This window comes from Pseudomonas sp. IT-P171, from assembly GCF_949767765.1.
Classification (GTDB): Bacteria; Pseudomonadota; Gammaproteobacteria; order Pseudomonadales; family Pseudomonadaceae; genus Aquipseudomonas; species Aquipseudomonas fluorescens_B.
Genome location: NZ_CATKQN010000010.1, coordinates 82,781 through 102,061 on the forward strand (window position 1 = coordinate 82,781; position 19,281 = coordinate 102,061).

Consider the following 19,281-nt stretch of genomic DNA (forward strand, 5'->3'; position numbering starts at 1 on the left):
GGATGATTGCGGGTTAGTGCGAGTGATGGTTGTCGCTATTGCCAGTGGCGAGAATATCGGCGCCGCTGGTGATGCTTCCCACCGCGTGCAAGGTGCCGCCAATTTCGACGCCTTCCGTTACGCGTAACGGCCCTTGAATTTCCACGGCCGCGACAAGCTTCATGTTTGCCGTCGTCACGGTGATATTGGTGTCGGTGGTGATGGATTCGGTCGCCCCCACCTTGGTGATCACTGTCCCCGTCGGCAGCGTGATGGTGTAGCTATTGGCTTCCCAGTCATAGACCAGGGAGCCGCCATCGTCGAAGCGCCAGGCCTCGACATGATCGCGGTTATCCGGTGGTGGTCCGGCGTTTCCGTACAGCCCCGGGATAAACGTTCCCATGCCCGCCTGGCCGCTCGGGTTGAACAACACCCCTTGCTCGCCCAAGCTGGGCGCCCGCCAGTGCCGCGCCTTGCCGGCGGCGAGACTGTGCCAGCGCACCCAGGCGCTGGTCCATGCACCATTGGAGACGCGCACCGTCGCCGCTGGCAGATCCACACCGACCACCGCGCACGGCATCAGCATGGCGGCAATCATCCGATCATGTTCGGCCAGGGCGTGGCTCATAGATCCTCCGGACTTACCGGGCCATCGCCGGGCTCGATGTCGAACACCAGCGAGCCCGGCGGCTCATCTGGCCACGGCCACTCCTCAACACCCAGGTAAATCTGGTGCGTCCATTCCACCAACCAGACGGTGTAACCATCGAGCTCCGGCTTGGTCCAGTCCTGCAGTGCCTGGACAAACTCGGCCGGTTCGATGGCCAGCCCCCAATTTTGCATGCGCAGCAATACCGCCAGTTGGGCCGCCAATTGCGCGGCCTGTTGGCAATGTTGCGGGCGGATGGGATCAACAATGATCCGTGCTTCGAAACGGCAAATCAGGGTTGTTTCACCGGTACCAATATCCTTGCCCGGTTCAATCTCGGCCATCTCGATGAACACAACAGGCAACGCGATGCGGTCCTTGATGCTCGGCCATGCCGTGACCGCTTTGATGCCGGGTAACTGACTGAACAGGTGTTGCTCAATCGCCTTGTACAACTGATCGAGGCTAAATGGTTCATCAGACATTCGCCGACCCCTTCAGGTACTTCTGCAGCTCAAAGTTGAATTCTTGCTGCAGGATTTCCAGCAAGCGTGAATTGGCCTTTTTGATCCATTCGTCGAAGTGCGGCCGGGCTTGCTCCAGCGACACCTTGGCCTTGGCCAACGGAAAGCGATTGCCGTTTTCCGCCACCCAGCCAGAGCTGGCTCCAGCAGCACCTGACACGGTGCTGTCGGGGTAATCGTCCGCGTTGAAATGCTTGCTCGCGGTACGAATCCAGATGTCGGGTTTGTTACCGTAAACCTGCTTCAGGAAGGCTCCCTGATAGCGCCGCCCCGCCACCGACACACCACGGCCGGACTGCCGTGCCCGGCCGATACGGCTGGACTCGATGGCATTGAGACCGAACCACAATTTACCGCTGGTTGCGCCGCCGGAGACCGGGTAAGCCCGCAGGCGCTGACGGACCGCCGCGACGGCGATCCGCTCCTGCCGACTGACCGCCCGGGCAATGTGGGTGCGCAGCCAGCCCAACGTCTTGTTAATCGCTCGACGCTGGGCTGCGGCAGCTGCTTTGGGGACCAGGCTGGCGAAGTTTTCAAAGGCTTGCAGATCTGCGGTCGACGCCTGGATGGAGATCATCCCGCCGTCGGCTGAGGGTTTGTAGAAGCTTCCGATACTCATGCGCGCATCCTCAAAATCAGGGCGACCAGACCGTCACCGCTCGGCTCCAGCTGCAGCAGATCGTAGTCGCCACCACCGTCCAGCTCGGGCAGATCGACGCTGACCAACATGCCCTGCTCCAGCCCCTGTGAATCGCTGACGCGAATCTCGAAACGAGGCTCACGCAGGCCGGTATTGAGCTTGCCGATTTTCGGTTGTAACCAGGGTGCCGAGAACATGCCCAGCACGGGCTCCTCGCGACCCTCGATCCGCGCGGTGTCGCCCAGGGTTTCGAACACCACCGCGTCGATATCGGCGATCAGATCGCGAAAGCCCATGATCAGAGCTCCAGCAGGATCTGCGCCAGAGGCCGAGTGCAGAGGTGCAATGGGTTGGACTGCGCTTCACCGGCCATGCCTTTGTTGAACGGCATCGGCTCGATTTTGCTGTAGTACGGCACGCCCTCGGTGTTGACCGTTTCCATGTAGTCGGCCGGGGCGAAGACCGAGATGTACAGGTCCGGTACGCCTTCGGGAATCAGCAGCGCTTTGTCGTCATGGATGAAGGTCACACCGGCGATTTTGCCGCGATAACGCTCCCAGACAATGCCGCCGAATTCGAAGCTTTCGCGGGCATCGCCGCGCAAGGCGGCGGCTTGCTGACTGTTGAGAAAGGTCTCTTTCACCGACTTGTGAACGATCAGCTTGTTCCAGAAATTTTTGCCACACAGGGCGCGCGAGCCACTGCTGGTGATGCTGCCCAGCGCATCTTCCTGCAGGTCCAACGCTTCACCGCACTTTACGCGCAGCTCGGTCTCAGCATTGGCGAGCCCCATGGACATTTTCTTGCGGGTCACGCCGAAGGTTTTGTAGATGTCCAACAGCACCGTCGACCCGTCGGCATCGAGAATCTGCCCGTTCAACGCGCCCATGCGCTGAAATTCGTGAGTGGCATCCAGCTGTCGACGCGCTTTCGCCAGGCGTTTATTCACCACGTCCTGGACAGCCTGCAACTCGGAGCGCGTTCCGAAGGCGCGGATCCCCTGAATCTCATCGGCCTTGATCGCGAAGCGTTGCGGCAAGTGCACAGTATTAAACGGAATCAGGTTGCGTTTCGTGCCACTGACCACCAGGCCAGACGTACCGCGCTCACCGGCTGGCACCAAAGCCAGGATGTCGCCATCCTTTTCGATTTGCACGGTCAGGGTGGTAATGCCCTCTTCCTGGAACAGACCCAGGCTGCTGATGCGGCCCGGCAGGTATTCCTGTTCGTTGATGGCGGCGGTCAGCGAAGAGACCGAAAACGCGTCATCGTTAAAGATTTCAATATCAGCCATGAAGCAATCTCCAGAAAATAAAAAACCCGCACTCGGCGGGCTGGAAAAACAGGGGATCGTCTTAGCGGACGATCAGGAAGTGGGTGGCGAGCGCCTTCTCGGCAGCAGGGTCCAGGCCCGTGAGGTGGGCTTCGCTGACTTCAGCCAGACGCACCACGGCACGACCACGACGCACCACATCCGATTCGCCGAGCGGGCCGTAAAGGATGGCGATCGCGTTTTCGCTACCGTCTTCGGCCGTTGGGTTATACGGAGCAAACTCACCGGTCAGGCTGACCAGACCGAGGATCTGCCCAGGCTCGAGTGCAGGGCCAGCGGCGACATTGATCGCTTCGCGGGAAATGGTGCCGGCCGCTTCAGACAGGAGAAATTCGCCCGCATGCATTGGCTCACGTTGGATGGTCATCGTCTTACTCCTGAAGCAGGTTGGGATTTACCGGTCTGCGCGGCTTGGCGGGCGGACCAAATGGAAGGTTGATCGATTTTTTTGGCCTGCACCTTCAGGGCCGGGTCATCGTCCAGCGGCAAGCTGTTGTCGATTTCGAAACCCTTGCCACTGCCGACGATCTTGTCGAACAGGCGCGCACGTACCGCTGCGACGTCCAGGCCAGCGGCAACGAACTCGACACTGAACTCGGGCAACCGCGCAGCCACGCAAAGATCGTTCACCGCTTTGGCCCGAGTCAGGCCGGCCTGGACGATGGCTTCGCTTTCAAGTTTGGTGGAGCTGAGCAGTGGCTCGATCAAATTGCTGATGTCCGACTCGGCACAGCGCTGGGTGATCATCAGGGCCAACTTTGCTGAATCGACCACGGGAGGCGTCGGCGGCGGTTCATCCGGTTCCAAGTCCGGATCAGACTCTGGCGGTTCGTCGAGCTGGGCCAGTAGCTCGGCCGGTGCGTGCTGATAACGCTGCAATACGGCACCTTGGCCGACGCACGCCTTGACCGCGACACCATCACCCACTTCGTCCGCCAGCCCCAAGGCCACCGCCTCATTGGCGGTGAGCCAGGTTTCATTGGCCACCAGGCGCCGTAACTCGACCTCATCAATGTCTGGTGCCTTCGCCTTGTAGGCCGCGATGATCGCCTCCATGGTTTGATCCAGGACATCGGCCACCTTGCGGAAGTCTTCGGCATCCCCTGCCGCGTACGTCCAAGGGTTGTGAATCATCAGCATGGCATTGGAGGCGATCACCACCCGGTGAGCCCCACACACCGCGACGCTGGCGGCACTGGCGGCCAACGCGTCCACCCGGCCGGTGCAACGTTCGCCCAAACGCGACAACGCGTTGTGCATGGCCAGGCCGTCGAACAAGTCGCCGCCGATGCTGTTGAAGGCGGCGATCACCGGCGAGACGCCGTCGTCCATGGCGCGCAGATCCTGCACAAACTGATTGGCGGTGATACCCCAGCCACCGATCTCGCCGTAAACAAAGACCTCGATCACCCGTTCGGTGGCTTCACCACTGGCGTGTACGGCGTACCAGGTTTTGTCTTGCACCGGCACGCGCTCGCCCGCCCGGTTGTAAACGCGCGGTCGCGTTTTCTTGCTCATGGTTGCTCCTTGTCGTCGATCGGGACGAAAGCGTCGAGGGTGGTGTAATTGAGGCCGAGGGTGGTGGCCCGGACCAGATCGGCTGCGTTTTCCGCGTCGACCGTTTCCGCGTCGTAACCGGTACGCAGGACCATCTCGCTGCGTGAGGCGAAGCCGGCCTGCACTTCCATTCGCCGGGCTTGCACGTCCTGAACAGGCTGGATGTAAGCCCAGCCTTGCGGGACCCAACGCGTGCGCAAGTACTCACGGCGCCGTTGCGTGTAGTCGTCCAGCACCAGGACACCCGACAGCACTGCCATGTCCATCCAGGCCGCACGGACCGGCCGGCAAAGCTGATGCACGTAGACGCCGAACTGCAGTTGCTCCAATCGGCGCCGGAACTCGTTGAGCACTACCCGCAGCGCCCGGTCGTTGACCTCGCGCATGTCGCCGGTGAGGATCTCGTACGGTGTGCCGGTACCGGCAGCAGCTGCCATCAGTTGCTGTCGCATGAAGTCGGGATAGTTGTTGCCCGCATCCGGCGGTTTCGAGAATTCGACCTCTTCACCCGGCCCCAGCTCCTGCATGGTTCCAGGTTCCAGCGCCACCATCGGTGTGAAACCGTCGCGATCCATATTTAACGGTTGGCCGGTGACCGGGTCTCTAGGCGTTTGGACGCTATCCGGCGCCGGACGACTGATAAACCCGGCGAACAGGTTGGCGACTTCCTGGCGAAACAACACCGCATCGTCGTAGTTGTCGAGGCTGCGCAGGCGCTTCAACACCGGCGATAAACGCGGCACGCCACGCAACTGGCCTGGCTCGACCGGTTCGAAAATATGCAACACCTGCGCGGCCGGCACGCGCACCAGTTGGTTGTAACCGGCATTCAGCGAAGATGCATCACGCGGATGCGAGAGGTACATCCAATAGGCCACGCGCTTGCCACCCGGGGTGAACTCGATCCCCGCGCGGATGAAGTTGCCGTCGCGAGTGGTTTCGAATTTATCGTGAGGGACAAACTCGGGGGCCAGGATCTGCAACTGCAACGGCACCGCGAGACCTTCATCCAGGCCACGCGGGCGCAGCCGGATAAAACATTCGCCCGAGGTTTCCACGGTGCGCGCGACCAACGCCTGTTGGCCGTTGAAGTCGGTGCGCTCATCGGCGTCCGACTCGTCGACCCAATCGTCCCAGAGTTCCTGCAGCAGTTTGCGCAGGGCTTCATCGTCGGTTTTTGGCCTTGGCGTAATACCGGTGCCGATCAGGTTGCTGACGCGTTTGTCGATTACGTTGTAGGCATACGGGTCGTTGCGAACCGCTGCCCGGGAGCGTGATCGCAAGTTGCGCAGCGCCGGGGTGTTGATGCTGTTGATTCCGTTGTCGGGAGCATCCCAGCCAGTGGAACGTCGGCCCTCCCCGGCGCCTTCGTAACTGGCCTTGATGTTCGACGGCAACACGAACCCGTTACGGGTGAGCGTCGGATAGCGGGCCATTAGACTCCTTTTCCTCCGTGGTACAACCGAACCACCCGAGAGCGTGGTCCGGCTGCACTGATCAGCGAGGCGCGAATTTCCTCGCGTGCCTTGAGCAGTTCGTCGATGGTGCGGTATTCCACGGTGCGGTCGGTGTAGCGCACAACTTTTTCACCGCGAGCGATGGCCGCCTCAACCGCGTCGAGGTGCTTTTGGGTAAAGGACATATCAGCGTCTCTTCAGGTAACCGCTGGTGGAGCTGCGGCGTTGAGGGGGTGGTGCTGCCGGTCGCGTTTGCACGACCGCAACAGTGGATTGCGGTGCCGGTTGAGCAGCAGCTGGTGGTGTTGAAGCGGTGACGCGTTCGCCTTGAACCGGTTTGATGCCCAAGGCGTCGTCAAACAAACCCGACTGCGCGAGGGACTGACGCACGCGCTCCCAGTCGTGTTCCTTGTAACGGTTGAGCCCGAGGTAATGCGCCATGGCCAGGCAGTACACCATCAAGTCCAGCGCTTCGTTTCGTTCGGCTTTTCCCTTGACCCATTCGATGCGCTTGTGACCACGGATGTAGCGCGCAACCTTGCGTTCCGCGACGCACTGATCGAAGAAATCGTCGGGCAGGTCATTGGCAAAGTGCAGTGCGCCTGGCCCCGCCTCGAACGGATAGCGATTGTAAATCCAGTCCTTGGCCGTGTCGGTACCGACGAACCAAAGCTCGGCGCCGTTGCGTTCGGTTTGGCCTTTCCAGGTTACGTCGACCATGGAAGGACGCTGAGCAATCACCGGTTTACCCGGTTTGCTCGCGCCCTTGATGGCGAACACATTGCGCCAGCGCCGCACGCGGCAGAACTGATAAACCTCGTCTGTGTGGTGGCCACCGGAGTCGACCGCGACGGCGAGAATCCCCAAACCCACGCCACACGGATGGCGATATTTGGCTTTGAGCAATTCGTCCAGTGCCGCCCAGGTGCGCTCGTCAGCGGGATCGCCCGAAACGATCTGATAGTCGACGACCCAACGTTCCATGCCGACGCCCCAACCCATCGCCATGAATTCCAGGCGGTTGGCCTGGACGTCTACGGAGCCTGTGATCATCAACACGACCGCCGGCAACGAGCCGAGGGTGAAGTCTTCCAGTCGCGCCCGCTGCCTCAGTACATCGGCTTTGGTTTGCTCTTGAGCTGCGTCCCAGACCTTGGCCAGACGGGTGTTGTAGAACACCTGCATAGGTTCAAGATCGCCCTTCGCCTGGGCTTTTTTGGCCTTCTCGAATTGCTTGGCAAGCGACTTCCAGTCCATCCAGCCGAGCGGCGAATACAGCGCGTTGAGGTGAAAGCCAATCGTCTCGCCATCGCCTTCCGCATGGGCACGCCACTCACCCTGAGCGAGCATTTCGCCCTTGTGATATTCCTCGATCAGGACGTCACAGTCGGGGCCTGCGCACTGGTAATGCACCACGCTGAAATCTTTCGAGTAATGCAGGCGCTCCCACTCCAGGGTCTGCATGTGTCCACAGCTCGGGCATGGCACGTAGTAGTAACGCTGGTCGCTGCCCTCGAACAGATCGTTGATCCGTGAGGCGCCCTTGATGGTCGGCGAACTGGAAAAGTAGAACTTCGCATTGCGGCCAAATGTACTGCCTCGGGTTTCTGCCAGTTCAATCGGATCACCCTCTTCACCGATGTCCACCTCCCAACGATCGATCTCGTCGCCGTACACGTAGCGCGCCGAGAGCTCGGCCAGGTTGGCCGCCGAGCCGGCAGTCGTGACGTACAACGAACCGCCTTCGAATTCCTTGGTGTCCATGGTGTTGCGCGAGTCCCGCGAACGGCTGGACGCCACACGCTCACGCAGTACAGGCGTGGCCTTGATCGTCTTGCTGATACGCGACGATACCCGCTTGGCCAGGCCAAGGCTGGGCAACAGTGTCAGGATGTTGGACGGCGCCATGTGGATCAGGCCGCCGATCCAGTTCAAGGCGATCTGCGTTTTCATCAACTGCGAGGCCACCATGGTGACCACGCGTTTGCAGGGGTGCGCCGGCGACAGGCAACGCATCGGCTCGCGCGCATAAGGCGTGCGCGAGGTGCGGTACTTGCCGGGCTCTGCGGCGCCGGTGTCACGCGGGATCCGCATGTACTCGTCGGCCCACTGATCGATCCAGACATCCGGGTCGGGCCGTAGCCCACGGAAATACTCCTCGCGATACACCTCTGCACCGTCAGGAAATTCCGTGGACATAGGCTTAACTCGTCGTCAGTGCGTGTTCAAGGTCCGCCGACGACATGCGTTCAGCGTCTTCCAGGGAGCGACGAATCGCCGCCGTCAGATGCTTTTCGATTTCCCAAGGGTCGGTCATGGACGCCAGCTCGGGAGCAAGCTGGGGAGGCATGCCGAGCAGTTGGTCGCGCAGCATGCGGCCGGCGTTGTATGCACCGGTTTTGACTGTTGCCAGAGCGACCAGCGAGCCCTTTGCCTTGTGCAACTCGATCTCAGCGAGCTGAGCCAGGTTGTGTTCGCGCAATGCCCGCGCCTTCTGGAAGTCAGGGACTTGCCCCGCAGGGATGATCGCGGGCGGCGGCGCAGCCGTGGAAGTCGGTTCGACATGGCTGGCGAGCTGGCTGTAAACGTCACGCTGAAGCCGGTCTTGGTGATGACGATCGGCAACAGCGGCTTTGCTGGGGTCAGCAGTCTGAGCCAGGAGTGCTTCCGTTGCTTCCAGGTCGACCTTGCCGTCCTGGGTCAACACCAATCGATCCTGATTGGCTAACTTGGAAACATAGGATTTAGCCCAGCCTCGCCGTGCCGCAAACTCCGTTTTGCTAATTACAGTCATGATGGAATGTCCTGTTCACCTCGGGTGTTCACCTGTTCACCTCAGTTCACTAAGCTGGTGAACTGTCCGCTAACACAGTCCCGCGGGTTTCCGACCCCGTACCCGCCGGAAAACGCCAGGGTCCCCGGCGGTTTCAGGCTGATCCGCCGCCATTCGGCGGGACTTCGCACACGCCAAGCCGCTTGGCAACCCAGCGTTCGTACAACCCGATGGCAACATCGGCACCCGCCATCGCGGTCAGGCAACCCAAGCTGCCCGCCGTCCAAATCGTCATACCTGCGCCGATCATCAGCATCATCGCCGACACGCCGCAGACGATGCAGGCGCCGGACCGAAGCGCTAGGCGTCGCAACAACACCCAGCCCCGCGCCCCATCCTTGTCAGCTCTCCACATCTCTCCGGACACGCCGCCGACCAATGCCAGAACGATCACTAACCAGATCGGCATCTCTGCAAGTGCTTGTTGCTCGTTTGTCATTTGCTCTCTCACTGTAAAATTGGAGTGTCAGTAACACTACCGCTCTATTTCGGTGATCTCGGATGTCGAATAAGCTGCCGGTTTAGTCTTGAGGATTGTCATGAATACCTTGAACGTCTTGGTCGCTGTAACAGCACTCATTCTTTTCCCAATCGGCGTCGCCACGTTCATGCTCTTGTGGGTTCAAGCCTCAGACGAGGACAAAATGAAGTGGAAGAAGCTGAGAGCTTTCTGCGCCGAAAAAATGATTCGCGCACTTACTTACGCAGGAACTCTCGTACTTTGCATTCGGGGCGTCCTGGGAATCGTAGCTTTCGCCACATCCGATGATCCTCTGACCCGTTCCAGTGTCCTGCATTTACTTTTGGACTGTTGGTCCATTGTCGTTTTCGCTGGAACCGGATTAGGTCTCGCCGTGATTTGGCGAAAAATGGATGAAGATCAACGTAAACAGCAATCGTAAATGACGTGCACAAAAAAACCGGCGCTATGGCCGGTTTCCTGCCGCTTCTGCGGTCGCACCTATCGAAGATGACTACTTTTTACAGGTCGATTCCGGTGGCAGCAACCCTGTTTTAATGCCACCCGGTGAATAAGTGGGTAACACAGGGTGAACGCCTAGCGAATGTCGGCGAATACACCACCACGGCATTCTGTTGTTGCGGTGGTGTCCCATATGTCCCACTTTTCAGAATCGAAGTGGGACGCCTGAGAGCGCCTAAATTCGGGGCTTCGCCCCACTGTCCTACTTATCTTTCTTCTTTCTCGTGTAAAGGAAGAAATTTAAAGAACACGCGTTCGCGCGTAAGCGCGTAATGCTCGCCCGCTACGCTCACACGGGCGGGAGGTACTTCTAGGCGGGACGGTGGGACAACCCAACAACGACAAGGCCCGCACCTGTCCCACTGCATCAAAACGTAGCGAGACAAGACGGGCCACTGGGACAACCACAACCGGAGCGATGCCTGGGGTCACGCAGCCTTCCCCATCAGCACCCAGTAGATCTGCAGATGCGCATCATGCAAACGCTGATAGTACGTGTCGCGGCCACAACCGCAGTGGGCATACCGCAAGCGCATATCCACATCGAGCGTGCAGTACTGCTCCCGCACTACCGTCACCAGCTCCGGTGCCAAGTGCTTGCTCACGATCAGCTCAATGTCCAACGAACTCTCCAACGGCGCGCGGAAGGCACGCCGCCCCCTGATCAATTGCCCGTTGCTCTCCATCATCATGGCAACCATATTTCCCCCAGCCAGCCCCCCTTTTGAATGTTCCGAGTGCAGCTCCTGCGCCCACAACCGAAGCAGCGAATCGATCTCCTTAATCAAAGCAAGGCTCCTCAATCGGTTCCCGCTTCAACGCCGAAACACCGCCCCACCCTGCCGGCTTCTTGTAAGCCCAAGGCCGCTGCCCACTCTTAGCCAACGCCGTCAACCGTACACGCCGCCACCCCAACCGATGCATGATCGCACCGACGCGCATCTGCTCAGGCTTGCCCCAATGCCCGAAGTCCAACTTCAACGCACTGGTTAACACCTCGCTGCCGGTGGTGGTCTCGCCGATCTGCGACTCTTCCAGCCAGGTCAGAATCGGCCCTTCCCACTCATCCACCACAAAGCGCTCGTCCTGTTCTTCGCCGAACATCGCCGCCTCATCTAGCGTCACCCACCAGAGATCGCCCGCGTCGTAACAGAACACCGCCTCGGCCCACAGCTGATCGCGCATTGAGCGCAAGAGCTCCAGATCAACTTTGGTACACGCCACTGGCCAATAACGCCGGTTGCCGGTGGCATCCTTCAGGTACTCGTCCTGGTTGGTCGTACCCACGAAAACACACTGGCGTGGCACGTCCATCGTTCTGCGGCCGTAGCTCTCGCGATAAGTGTCGGTAGACGCTGAAAAGAACTGTTTGGCCTTCGTACTCTCAGCCTTGTTGAAACTGTCCAGTTCCCCCAGTTCAACGATCCACTTGCCCCGGATCGCCTGAAAGCCGTCCTTGTCACCCAGTGCAAACGGCGTATCCATGAACCACTCGCCTCCGAGGATGCTCATCGCGGTGGACTTACCAGCGCCCTGCGCGCCCTCGAGAATCATCACCGAGTCAGCCTTGCAGCCCGGCTTCATCACCCGCGCAACAGCAGATAACAACCAGCGCTTGCCGACCTTCGAGGAGTAGTCAGTGGCCTTGACGCCCATAACTTCGGTGAGCCAACTTTCAAGGCGTGGCACGCGATCCCATTCCAGCTTGCGCAGGTACTGCCGCACTGGATGAAACGCGTGGTCATGCGCCACCACGCTCACCGCTTCGATCACATGCGAGGCCTTGACCCGCAAGTTGTACTGCTGCGCGAGCCACTTCATCACCCGCACGTCATCAATGTCAGCCCAATCGCCCGTGCCGCCGCCATAAGGCGCCGCACGCAGCTTCACGATCTTCGAACTGAACGCGCTGTAACTGATGACCCCGGCCCAGCGCTCATCGTTGGCCAGGATCAACTCGACGTTCTGCATATGCGCAATCAGCGCGCCGCTTTCGCTACGGGCCAGCAGATCTTTCCAACCACCCGCTGCCGGCGGTTTGACCACCGCCAACACCTGACGGCGCACCGCCTCCAAACCTTCCGCAACATGCAGGTCGTTGAAGTCGGTCCACTTGTCTGCCCGCTCACCGGAGAAGATCGGCGCAACCACCTGGCCACCGACGATCAACGCCGCGTTATTGGCCTTCTCTTCACCGGGATTCCAGGCGTCACCATTCGGCTTCGTGGTCTTCCAGTCATCGTCTCGGCAGATGATCAGCGGGCAACCGGCGAAACGCTCGCGCATAGCCTTGCAAACCACCAACAAATTGCCCGCATCAAACGCAACGGCCACAGTCAATGACGTGGCCATATGCAGGCTTGCGCCGGTCGCGTAACCCTCACACACCAGCACCGGCTCGCCCGGATCCGGGTGTGGCCCGATCAGATGGAAGGCGCCCTCTTTCGACATGCCGTAAGGCCAATATGACTTGTCCCGGCCGGTGTCCTCTTGCTTGGTCGGGAACACCACCTGCAGGCCAACAATCTCGTCCCGCACATTGCTCATCGGTACCAGGAACGCACCAGTGCGCGGCGCATACCGAACGCCGAAGCCGACAATTTGCTTGCGATCCAGATAGTCGCTACGGCCCTTTTCCGGCATGCGCTTAAACATGCCCGCTGCCCGCTTGGCTGCACGACGTGCCGCATTGGCCGAGATCTCAGCCGCACGCCGCTTGGCCTCTTCCTGCCGAGCGCGCATAACCTCGCGCTCTTCTGGCGACATGCGCCCGGCCTTGACCTTGATCTTTTGGGACTCACCCGAACGCCAGTCACCGAACGCACCGAAGATGAGCGTTTCGCCTTTCTCGGTGCGTTGCTCATGTACGACATACCAGCCGTTTTTTTCCTTGCCCTTGTCTTGGGCCGTCTTGCAGCGGGTGAGCTTGCCGAACACCAATGGCTGCGCAGGCTCAAGACCGTAGTCTGCGAACTGTCCCAACACTTCATCGAGCATGGCGTGTCCCCTTCAATTCCGCGAGGGAAAGGCAATCGACACACTGCGTGCAGCCGGGCTGCGCCAAACGGCGAGCCTCCGGAATCGGTCCGTCACACATTTCACAGAACAGAAACGAATGCGCCGCCAAAGCAGGCTTGGCGGCGAGGCGACGTGCAGCCAACGCCTGATCAATACGCTCCTGCACCAGGTCATTAGCGAAATCAGCGATGTCAGCCAAAATCAGCACCCCGCGTCGTCTGGTTGACGTAGGTGGCGCGGTTGAACAACCCCAACAGCCCCTGAATTCCACGAAACACCTGCAGGCGAATCGCAGCCAGTTCCTCATCAGAAACCACCCCGTCGCCAATGCTCTTGGCCCAGGTATCCGCCAGATCCGCCACCCGCCGGAAGTACTCGGCAATCCCAGTGGTCAACGTCTCGGGCATGTCGTTGGTGTACGCCTCAGCCAGCTCCTGCCAAGTCGTGTCACCGACCAACGCATGCACCGCATCCAGAATGCGGCGATCCTTAGTCAGCTCCAGGATCTCGCCGAACTCTTGAATGTTCACGGTGTGGCTTGGGTGGGTTGGGGACAACTTGTGCTGCAGCGTGGTTGCATTCCGGCCGGTGGTGGCGGCGATAGCAGCGGCGCCACCGGGGTAGTCCCGAGCGGCATGGTAAAGCGCGAGATCGAGCGGCAAAACTTCCCGCTGCGCCCGCTCAACAGAACTAAGAGCGATACGGCTCATGGCATTAATCCTTGTAAGTTGCCAGTGCCGCGCGACATGCAGTGGTGATACATTTGCCGCGTGGCTTGAAAGGGCCCAAACGCCGGCTAGATCTTCGGGATCGACACCGGCACCGTGCCGGGGCGAGCAATCCGTTGCTCACCCCTGGCGCATCAGCTGCCAAATCTGTGGTGGAAGAGGCAGCAACACCAAGGCTTCCGAGCCTTGGAAAAGCGCGATAAAGAGCGGTGGTTGCATGTGGTGTGCCCGCCTTTCTCTATCGCGATCCGACAGCGCTGTGGTGGTGCGTGCCGGGAGGAACTAGGCGGCCTTTAGGTCGCCTTTTTTCTGATCACGCAGCTGCTTTTTGCGGAGCCGAAGCGTTCAACAGCCAAGCAGCTTGGAATGCGTTGCCTTTCTGCTTCGCAGCAGTCGCCAACAGCTCGGCGTATTTGGTTTCACCTGTGTAATCCGTTCGCGGCAGGCATGCAGCCTGACGCCATTTGTTCAGAGCTTGGTAGCTTCTATCGCATACCTTCGCAGCGGCCCCGATGCCGCCTACGGCTTCAAACGCAAACGCAATCGCGCTCGGAAAATCTGCGGGGTCCAACATGACAACCTCCATTTATCAACTTGCGGTTGATGTTATAGATCAACTGACTATTGCGCAACCTTTATGAGACTCTCAACTCATGGTTGATAAAAATTCTCTCCGCGCAGCTTTCAGCGAGCGCCTACACGAAGCTCTCAACGATGCCGGCGTACGTGCCCGAGGTCGTGGAGTGGATATTCATCGTCAGTTGAAAAGCGTGGGAGTTGATAAAACGACCCAGGCCATCAGCAAGTGGCTGAATGGCGAAGCGATGGCTGAGGCAGATAGCATGTCTGCGCTCTGCTCATGGCTTGGTGTCAGGCGGGAATGGCTTGAGTACGGGGTTCTACCGAAGGAGCAGACTGGCTATAGCAACGTTCGCGTTCTAGCCCCTAGTGACTTGAGCAACGTTAGTGAAATCAATCAGCGCTTTGGCAAGGTTCCATTGATCTCTTGGGTTCAAGCCGGGGCCTGGTGCGAGGCGATCTCAAACATAGAGAACTATGATAGTGACTCCTGGTTGTCGTGCCCGGTTCCGATAAGCAACCATGGCTATGCCTTGAAGGTTCTCGGTGACTCGATGACGAATCCGGGACCAGGGCGTAGTTATCCTGCAGGATGCATAATCTTCGTAGACCCTGAAGCAGAAACAAAAACCGGAGATAGGGTAATTGCTAGAGTTCCCAGGACGAATGAAGCTACGTTTAAAATACTAGTTGAGGATGCTGGCCGCCAATTTTTACGCCCAATCAACCCTCAATATCCGATTATTGAAATCACAGAGGAAACTCATATTTGCGGAAAAGTAGTAGGCTCTTTCATCCCGGAATAACTCCAAAAAATTTAGAGACCTAGCTTAAGCTCATCTTCTTCCTCTTCCCATTCAAAATAGCCGTCGTCACCCTCAACATAACTGACAAGAATAACAGAATACCCTTCCAACATAAGCATTTTAGAAAACTTCTTAAAGAACTCAATCTCAGGATCAACCGAACTCAATCTTAATAGCTGCTGCCCTAATCTTGTAACAAGATAAGATTTATAATCCACGCTTTTCGCATCATCACTTTGAATTACTAGCAACTTTTTGCTTGATAAAACGATTAACGTTCTGAACCGTCCTTCTTCTGAATCGATAGATGGAACACTACTCATCAATGATTCAGCTTCTACGCCTGAAATCACGCCTAATCCTTGAAGTTCCATTAAATCATCAAAGCTAAAACCAAACTCCTCAAGAACATCATCATCACCCCAAAGATTCTTTCTGAAGCTAATCTTTGCAAGCCGCTCTATTAGATGCGCTTCTTGGCGAGAGAGATTTTTTATAAACTCAAGGCATCGTAAAGAAAAAGAACCAGGGGATTCGACCTCTTCAGCTAATAGCCGGCCCCACAAGCGTTGCATTTCTTCTGAGGAAACATTGCCCACAAGCTCGCGCCATCGATGAACCCAATCTTTCTCTACCGCAGTATCTGACCCAGGACTGGCCTTATGCTTTAAATGGTCTTCAGCGTAAAACACTGCTTTGGAAATATTTATATTTTTTCGAACATTATCACCAATCATTTGTTCGATGGTTTTTTCAAAAACCTCTGAAACTATTAATACAGGTTCTACACGATCATCAATAGAATCGTTAGAATGCTTTTGAAGCAAAAGGTTATTTCGTGGCATAAAGTCTTGCAGACTTTTACTGCCCTCTTTTATTTTTTCTGCGTCCACCTCAGCCTGAGCCATCGAAAGAAGCTCTAAACGACGAATTTCAATCTGAGCGGATCCCTCACGCTTTATCTGCCAAGGTTTTAGCAGAGTACTAACTCCGCTTACAGCAAGAGTATCCCAAAGACGTAAGATTAGTTTTTCGCCAGGAAAATCCATTTAGAACCTCATTTTATATGCTCTAAGCACAAGTGCTTGTCAGGCAGACGTCGTTAGGGATGCTCACGATGATAGCTGTATGCCTCTATCGCAACCAACAAATCAACCAGCAGTTGACATAGCGCAACCAAAGGTTGATATTCGTCTCACTCTTCCACCACAGAGCGAGGCAACACCATGCACACCACAGCAACCCTGCACGTCCATCCGGCCGCTGCTAACTCCTTCCAAATCTTTGAGATCCGGCGCCTAGCCCGCGAGTACGGCTGCGCCTTCGCCATCAGCAAACCGAAGCTGACAGCACGCACCACTCCTGCCCCAGTCAATCCGAACGACGGAGGGCATGCAGCATGATCAAGTACAAAATCGACAACCGCACACTTCAGTTGCTCAACGCCCAAGTCAACCTGACCGAGACCTTCAACCACGTACTCCGGACCGCGCCCAAGCGCGAGTGCCTGGCGTTCCGCCTCAAGGTTGAACGCGGCATCTCGGAAAGCACCTTCGTCGTGGAGCTGGGCAGCGAACGCCACACGCTGACCCTGCAGAACGAAAAGAAGATGCATCTCAAGCTGGCCGACTTCATCGAAGAGATCGCCAACGGCCCGTTCGACGCCAGCAATACCAGCGACCTGCTGCACCGTCCCCACGCCAGCCGCGAATACGGCCGCTTTGAAGTCTCGGACAAGCAACGAGTGTTTGAGCTGGTGCGCACCGGCGGCGTGCTGAACCTCGACATGGGTTTCGACTACCCGCTAATCGTCGCGCTTCATCTCACTCAATCTCGATCAGGTGTCACCACCATCCTGAGCATCGGCAACAAAAGCCCACACACCCGGTGCTTCACCGTGTACGGCACCGATGTCGAGATCTACGGCAAGGTCACCGAGTCCATCAACCACCTCGCTGCAGCGGCAACCCCTGCCGCGCACGCGGCATGAGGGGGACGCAATGGAACGCACCCTCGCCCAAGCCGCAACCCACCTCGGCCTGACCCGGCCCAAGCTCATCGCTCGCATGCGGGAAAAAGGTCTGCTCAACGAACGGAACCTACCGGCCTATCCCAACCGTGACCGGGACTACCTGCGGATAAAGGACGGCCAGTGGTATCACGACCAGCTCGGCATGCAGTACAGCCAGTCGACCCGGGTGAAACAACCCGGCATCCGCTGGCTGGCCGAACAGCTAGGCGTCGACCTACCTGCCATCCCGGCAGACAACCGTGACGTGGCCTAGGGAATACGCCCGCCAGATCATCGCCATGCGGACACGAGAGGAGCGTAACGCCGCGCTCCTTGAAGTGCCCGAACATCTGCGCGAGCTGACCAAACGGCACTGCCTGAACGCCTGGAATCACCCGGGCAGAAAACAACGCAAGGAGGCCCAACAAAGCCATGAGTAACACAGCACAAAACCCGCTGCGCCTACACCCAGCACCGGAGTCAGCCACCGTCGAACTGCTCTACCGCATCTTCGGCGACGTCCTGATCCCACTGGACAAAGTGCGCGAGCAGTACTTCCGCAATCTCAACGAGCAATCGTTCGTGGCTGAGATCAGCAGCGGCCGCATCCAGCTCCCCATCACCACGCTAGACACCAGCCGCAAGGCACCGAAGTACGCCCACATCCGGCACGTCGCCTCACTGATCGACATCCGCGCCTACAGGGCCGACGAAGACATGCAGCGACAGCAGGACGAAACCGCCGAGTAACAACCACAAACCGAACGGCTGCCACCACCAGCCAAAGACATCACCAGGAGCACACCACATGACTGCAATTCAGATCTGCGCACTCATCGCCCTGATCGTTCTGGCCGGGCTATTGGTATTGGCCGGCTACTTCATGGGCCACAGCGACGGCATGTCTGCCGGCATGAAAGAAAGCGACGACATCCAGCGCGCAGAAAGCGCCAAGACCATCCGCGAGTTAAGGGCCTCCCTCGACTTCATCAAGGCTGACCACGCTCGCTTGGCGCAATTCAGCAAGCGCCTTCAGCAAGCATTGACGCTTGGCGAACCCGAACGCCAGACGTTGCTCGATATCGCCGAAAAGCTCCGCATTGCCGCCGAGACATTCGCAGCCTTTCGCACGGGAAAAAAACTCGAGCGCGAAACCCGCGTCTTGTGCGCTCAAGCGCTCGCCATCGCAGCCCTGCTGGAACCGGCAAATCAGGAGAGCGCCGCATGAGCCAGATCTCCCCCCAATCCAACACCCACCGCATCCCGGCTCACGCCCCACCAGCGGCAGATGAACCCACGCGCATTCGAACCTCGGAGGAAAGCGGCATGCAAAAGGACCAGCACAACACTCAATCCACGACCGCTTTGCTCTGCAGGGAAACCAGTGTCGACACACTAGAAACAAACAGCCTCTGCTGCGCAGCAGCAGGCATTATTTCTCCTTCCAGCAGCACCACCGAGGCGCTTATACCCCACGAAAAGCTGCGCGAGGCAGCCACACCCAATGCAACGCTAATCGCTCAGAATCGCCCGCCCGCGCAGCCTGCTGTGGGGTATACGCACCCTGAATGTATTCTCGAAAGACCGCCAAGGCTGGCCGTCGAAGTAGTTCAGATCGACGAGCGAGCCGAGTTCGAGAATGAGTTTCCAATACCTGAAGGCCTGCAGTACTGCAGAAAGCGCGTGACGTACATCAGGACACCAGGAGCAAGTACATCTGACACATTCGCCCGCGAGCATTACGCCTATAAAGCGGGTTTCGCAGCATGGATGCGTCGGGCGTGGAAGCAGGCAGCGCTGGAATTGCCGAAAATCAGCAGAGAACAACAGGATCAACCCGCAGCCCAGGAGGAAAAATGAACACTGCTTTCATCCTGATGGCTCAGTACAACGGCCAGGCGATCATCCCACTGGACATGGTTTGCAAGGACTACTTTACGCACCTAACCACCGATATGTTCCAGCGCAAGGTCATGGCCGGGCAGATCAAAATCCCGATCACGCGGATGGAGTCGAGCCAAAAAAGCGCAAAAGGCATCCACATTACTGATCTGGCGGCTTACCTAGATTTGCAACGGGAGGCTGCTGTGAAAGAATTCAACCAGCTCAACGGATTCCGCCGAGCCAGTTAATTCACTCTATCACTGGCGCCGCCGATATGAGGGCGCCCTGTTCTTATCTAATT

General features: G+C 58.2%; 26 protein-coding genes. 8 read left to right on the plus strand and 18 right to left on the minus strand.

Annotated elements, in window-relative coordinates; translation table 11 throughout:
* Nucleotides 1-13: 13 nt before the first annotated feature.
* The 12 genes from ACM6I5_RS08295 to ACM6I5_RS08350 form a co-directional block, all read right to left on the minus strand.
* A complete protein-coding gene (locus ACM6I5_RS08295) occupies nucleotides 14-607 on the minus strand; it encodes a phage baseplate assembly protein V (protein ID WP_414883549.1) in 594 nt (197 codons plus the stop codon).
* Nucleotides 604-1,113 (minus strand): hypothetical protein, encoded by a 510-nt coding sequence (locus ACM6I5_RS08300; protein ID WP_414883550.1) that lies wholly within the window; start codon nucleotides 1,111-1,113, stop codon nucleotides 604-606. Before ACM6I5_RS08300 ends, ACM6I5_RS08295 begins: the two co-directional genes overlap by 4 nt.
* The gene (locus ACM6I5_RS08305) at nucleotides 1,106-1,771 is read right to left on the minus strand and encodes a hypothetical protein (protein ID WP_414883551.1); all 666 of its coding nucleotides are present in this window, start codon (nucleotides 1,769-1,771) and stop codon (nucleotides 1,106-1,108) included. The genes ACM6I5_RS08300 and ACM6I5_RS08305 overlap by 8 nt, the downstream gene beginning before the upstream one ends.
* On the minus strand, nucleotides 1,768-2,088 hold the full coding sequence (locus ACM6I5_RS08310) for a hypothetical protein (RefSeq protein ID WP_150735304.1): 321 nt from the start codon (nucleotides 2,086-2,088) through the stop codon (nucleotides 1,768-1,770). Before ACM6I5_RS08310 ends, ACM6I5_RS08305 begins: the two co-directional genes overlap by 4 nt.
* Before the next feature lie 2 nt (nucleotides 2,089-2,090).
* Entirely contained in the window at nucleotides 2,091-3,086 is a 996-nt protein-coding gene (locus ACM6I5_RS08315; protein WP_074877060.1) for a major capsid protein, read from the minus strand.
* 61 nt (nucleotides 3,087-3,147) lie between these two features.
* Complete coding sequence (locus ACM6I5_RS08320; RefSeq protein WP_034156291.1) at nucleotides 3,148-3,492, minus strand: head decoration protein; 345 nt, start codon at nucleotides 3,490-3,492, stop codon at nucleotides 3,148-3,150.
* Nucleotides 3,489-4,643 carry a head maturation protease, ClpP-related gene (locus tag ACM6I5_RS08325; RefSeq protein WP_414883552.1) on the minus strand — a complete coding sequence of 385 codons (1,155 nt, stop codon included), beginning with the start codon at nucleotides 4,641-4,643 and terminating at the stop codon, nucleotides 3,489-3,491. The genes ACM6I5_RS08320 and ACM6I5_RS08325 overlap by 4 nt, the downstream gene beginning before the upstream one ends.
* On the minus strand, nucleotides 4,640-6,118 hold the full coding sequence (locus tag ACM6I5_RS08330; protein WP_414883553.1) for a phage portal protein: 1,479 nt from the start codon (nucleotides 6,116-6,118) through the stop codon (nucleotides 4,640-4,642). The genes ACM6I5_RS08325 and ACM6I5_RS08330 overlap by 4 nt, the downstream gene beginning before the upstream one ends.
* Nucleotides 6,118-6,324: a phage head-tail joining protein gene (locus ACM6I5_RS08335; RefSeq protein ID WP_414883554.1), complete on the minus strand. Its 207-nt coding sequence runs from the start codon at nucleotides 6,322-6,324 to the stop codon at nucleotides 6,118-6,120. Before ACM6I5_RS08335 ends, ACM6I5_RS08330 begins: the two co-directional genes overlap by 1 nt.
* Nucleotide 6,325: 1 nt before the next feature.
* A complete protein-coding gene (locus ACM6I5_RS08340; protein ID WP_414883555.1) occupies nucleotides 6,326-8,338 on the minus strand; it encodes a phage terminase large subunit family protein in 2,013 nt (670 codons plus the stop codon).
* A gap of 4 nt (nucleotides 8,339-8,342) precedes the next feature.
* Nucleotides 8,343-8,933: a terminase small subunit gene (locus ACM6I5_RS08345; protein WP_414883556.1), complete on the minus strand. Its 591-nt coding sequence runs from the start codon at nucleotides 8,931-8,933 to the stop codon at nucleotides 8,343-8,345.
* 133 nt (nucleotides 8,934-9,066) lie between these two features.
* Nucleotides 9,067-9,411, minus strand: a complete 345-nt coding sequence (locus tag ACM6I5_RS08350; RefSeq protein ID WP_414883557.1) for a phage holin family protein — start codon at nucleotides 9,409-9,411, stop codon at nucleotides 9,067-9,069.
* 100 nt (nucleotides 9,412-9,511) lie between these two features.
* Between ACM6I5_RS08350 and ACM6I5_RS08355 the strand changes: the two genes are divergently transcribed.
* Nucleotides 9,512-9,874, plus strand: a complete 363-nt coding sequence (locus ACM6I5_RS08355) for a hypothetical protein (protein WP_414883558.1) — start codon at nucleotides 9,512-9,514, stop codon at nucleotides 9,872-9,874.
* A gap of 508 nt (nucleotides 9,875-10,382) precedes the next feature.
* On the opposite strand, the gene ACM6I5_RS08360 is transcribed toward ACM6I5_RS08355, so the two are convergent.
* The 5 genes from ACM6I5_RS08360 to ACM6I5_RS08380 form a co-directional block, all read right to left on the minus strand.
* Complete coding sequence (locus ACM6I5_RS08360) at nucleotides 10,383-10,742, minus strand: hypothetical protein (RefSeq protein WP_414883559.1); 360 nt, start codon at nucleotides 10,740-10,742, stop codon at nucleotides 10,383-10,385.
* Nucleotides 10,735-12,951, minus strand: coding sequence for a VapE domain-containing protein (locus ACM6I5_RS08365; RefSeq protein ID WP_414883560.1), 2,217 nt, complete (start codon nucleotides 12,949-12,951; stop codon nucleotides 10,735-10,737). Before ACM6I5_RS08365 ends, ACM6I5_RS08360 begins: the two co-directional genes overlap by 8 nt.
* Nucleotides 12,941-13,171, minus strand: a complete 231-nt coding sequence (locus ACM6I5_RS08370) for a TraR/DksA family transcriptional regulator (RefSeq protein WP_414883561.1) — start codon at nucleotides 13,169-13,171, stop codon at nucleotides 12,941-12,943. The genes ACM6I5_RS08365 and ACM6I5_RS08370 overlap by 11 nt, the downstream gene beginning before the upstream one ends.
* A complete protein-coding gene (locus tag ACM6I5_RS08375) occupies nucleotides 13,164-13,682 on the minus strand; it encodes a phage regulatory CII family protein (RefSeq protein WP_414883562.1) in 519 nt (172 codons plus the stop codon). The genes ACM6I5_RS08370 and ACM6I5_RS08375 overlap by 8 nt, the downstream gene beginning before the upstream one ends.
* A 331-nt stretch (nucleotides 13,683-14,013) precedes the next feature.
* Nucleotides 14,014-14,274, minus strand: a complete 261-nt coding sequence (locus tag ACM6I5_RS08380) for a hypothetical protein (protein WP_414883563.1) — start codon at nucleotides 14,272-14,274, stop codon at nucleotides 14,014-14,016.
* A 79-nt stretch (nucleotides 14,275-14,353) separates the two neighbouring features.
* Here ACM6I5_RS08380 and ACM6I5_RS08385 point away from each other — a divergent pair, with 79 nt between their 5' ends.
* Entirely contained in the window at nucleotides 14,354-15,085 is a 732-nt protein-coding gene (locus tag ACM6I5_RS08385; RefSeq protein ID WP_414883564.1) for a S24 family peptidase, read from the plus strand.
* Between the two features lie 11 nt (nucleotides 15,086-15,096).
* On the opposite strand, the gene ACM6I5_RS08390 is transcribed toward ACM6I5_RS08385, so the two are convergent.
* On the minus strand, nucleotides 15,097-16,134 hold the full coding sequence (locus tag ACM6I5_RS08390; protein ID WP_414883566.1) for a DUF2806 domain-containing protein: 1,038 nt from the start codon (nucleotides 16,132-16,134) through the stop codon (nucleotides 15,097-15,099).
* Between the two features lie 350 nt (nucleotides 16,135-16,484).
* Here ACM6I5_RS08390 and ACM6I5_RS08395 point away from each other — a divergent pair, with 350 nt between their 5' ends.
* The 6 genes from ACM6I5_RS08395 to ACM6I5_RS08420 all read left to right on the plus strand — a co-directional run bounded on the left by ACM6I5_RS08395 (nucleotide 16,485) and on the right by ACM6I5_RS08420 (nucleotide 19,228).
* The gene (locus tag ACM6I5_RS08395; protein WP_414883567.1) at nucleotides 16,485-17,075 is read left to right on the plus strand and encodes a hypothetical protein; all 591 of its coding nucleotides are present in this window, start codon (nucleotides 16,485-16,487) and stop codon (nucleotides 17,073-17,075) included.
* A gap of 10 nt (nucleotides 17,076-17,085) precedes the next feature.
* Nucleotides 17,086-17,370, plus strand: coding sequence for a phage antirepressor KilAC domain-containing protein (locus tag ACM6I5_RS08400; protein ID WP_414883568.1), 285 nt, complete (start codon nucleotides 17,086-17,088; stop codon nucleotides 17,368-17,370).
* Nucleotides 17,371-17,528: 158 nt separating this feature from the next.
* Complete coding sequence (locus ACM6I5_RS08405; RefSeq protein ID WP_414883569.1) at nucleotides 17,529-17,846, plus strand: pyocin activator PrtN family protein; 318 nt, start codon at nucleotides 17,529-17,531, stop codon at nucleotides 17,844-17,846.
* 58 nt (nucleotides 17,847-17,904) lie between these two features.
* On the plus strand, nucleotides 17,905-18,324 hold the full coding sequence (locus ACM6I5_RS08410; RefSeq protein WP_414883570.1) for a hypothetical protein: 420 nt from the start codon (nucleotides 17,905-17,907) through the stop codon (nucleotides 18,322-18,324).
* Nucleotides 18,321-18,956, plus strand: a complete 636-nt coding sequence (locus ACM6I5_RS08415; protein ID WP_414883571.1) for a hypothetical protein — start codon at nucleotides 18,321-18,323, stop codon at nucleotides 18,954-18,956. The genes ACM6I5_RS08410 and ACM6I5_RS08415 overlap by 4 nt, the downstream gene beginning before the upstream one ends.
* Nucleotides 18,953-19,228 (plus strand): pyocin activator PrtN family protein, encoded by a 276-nt coding sequence (locus ACM6I5_RS08420; protein ID WP_414883572.1) that lies wholly within the window; start codon nucleotides 18,953-18,955, stop codon nucleotides 19,226-19,228. The genes ACM6I5_RS08415 and ACM6I5_RS08420 overlap by 4 nt, the downstream gene beginning before the upstream one ends.
* The last annotated feature ends 53 nt before the right edge of the window (nucleotides 19,229-19,281 follow it).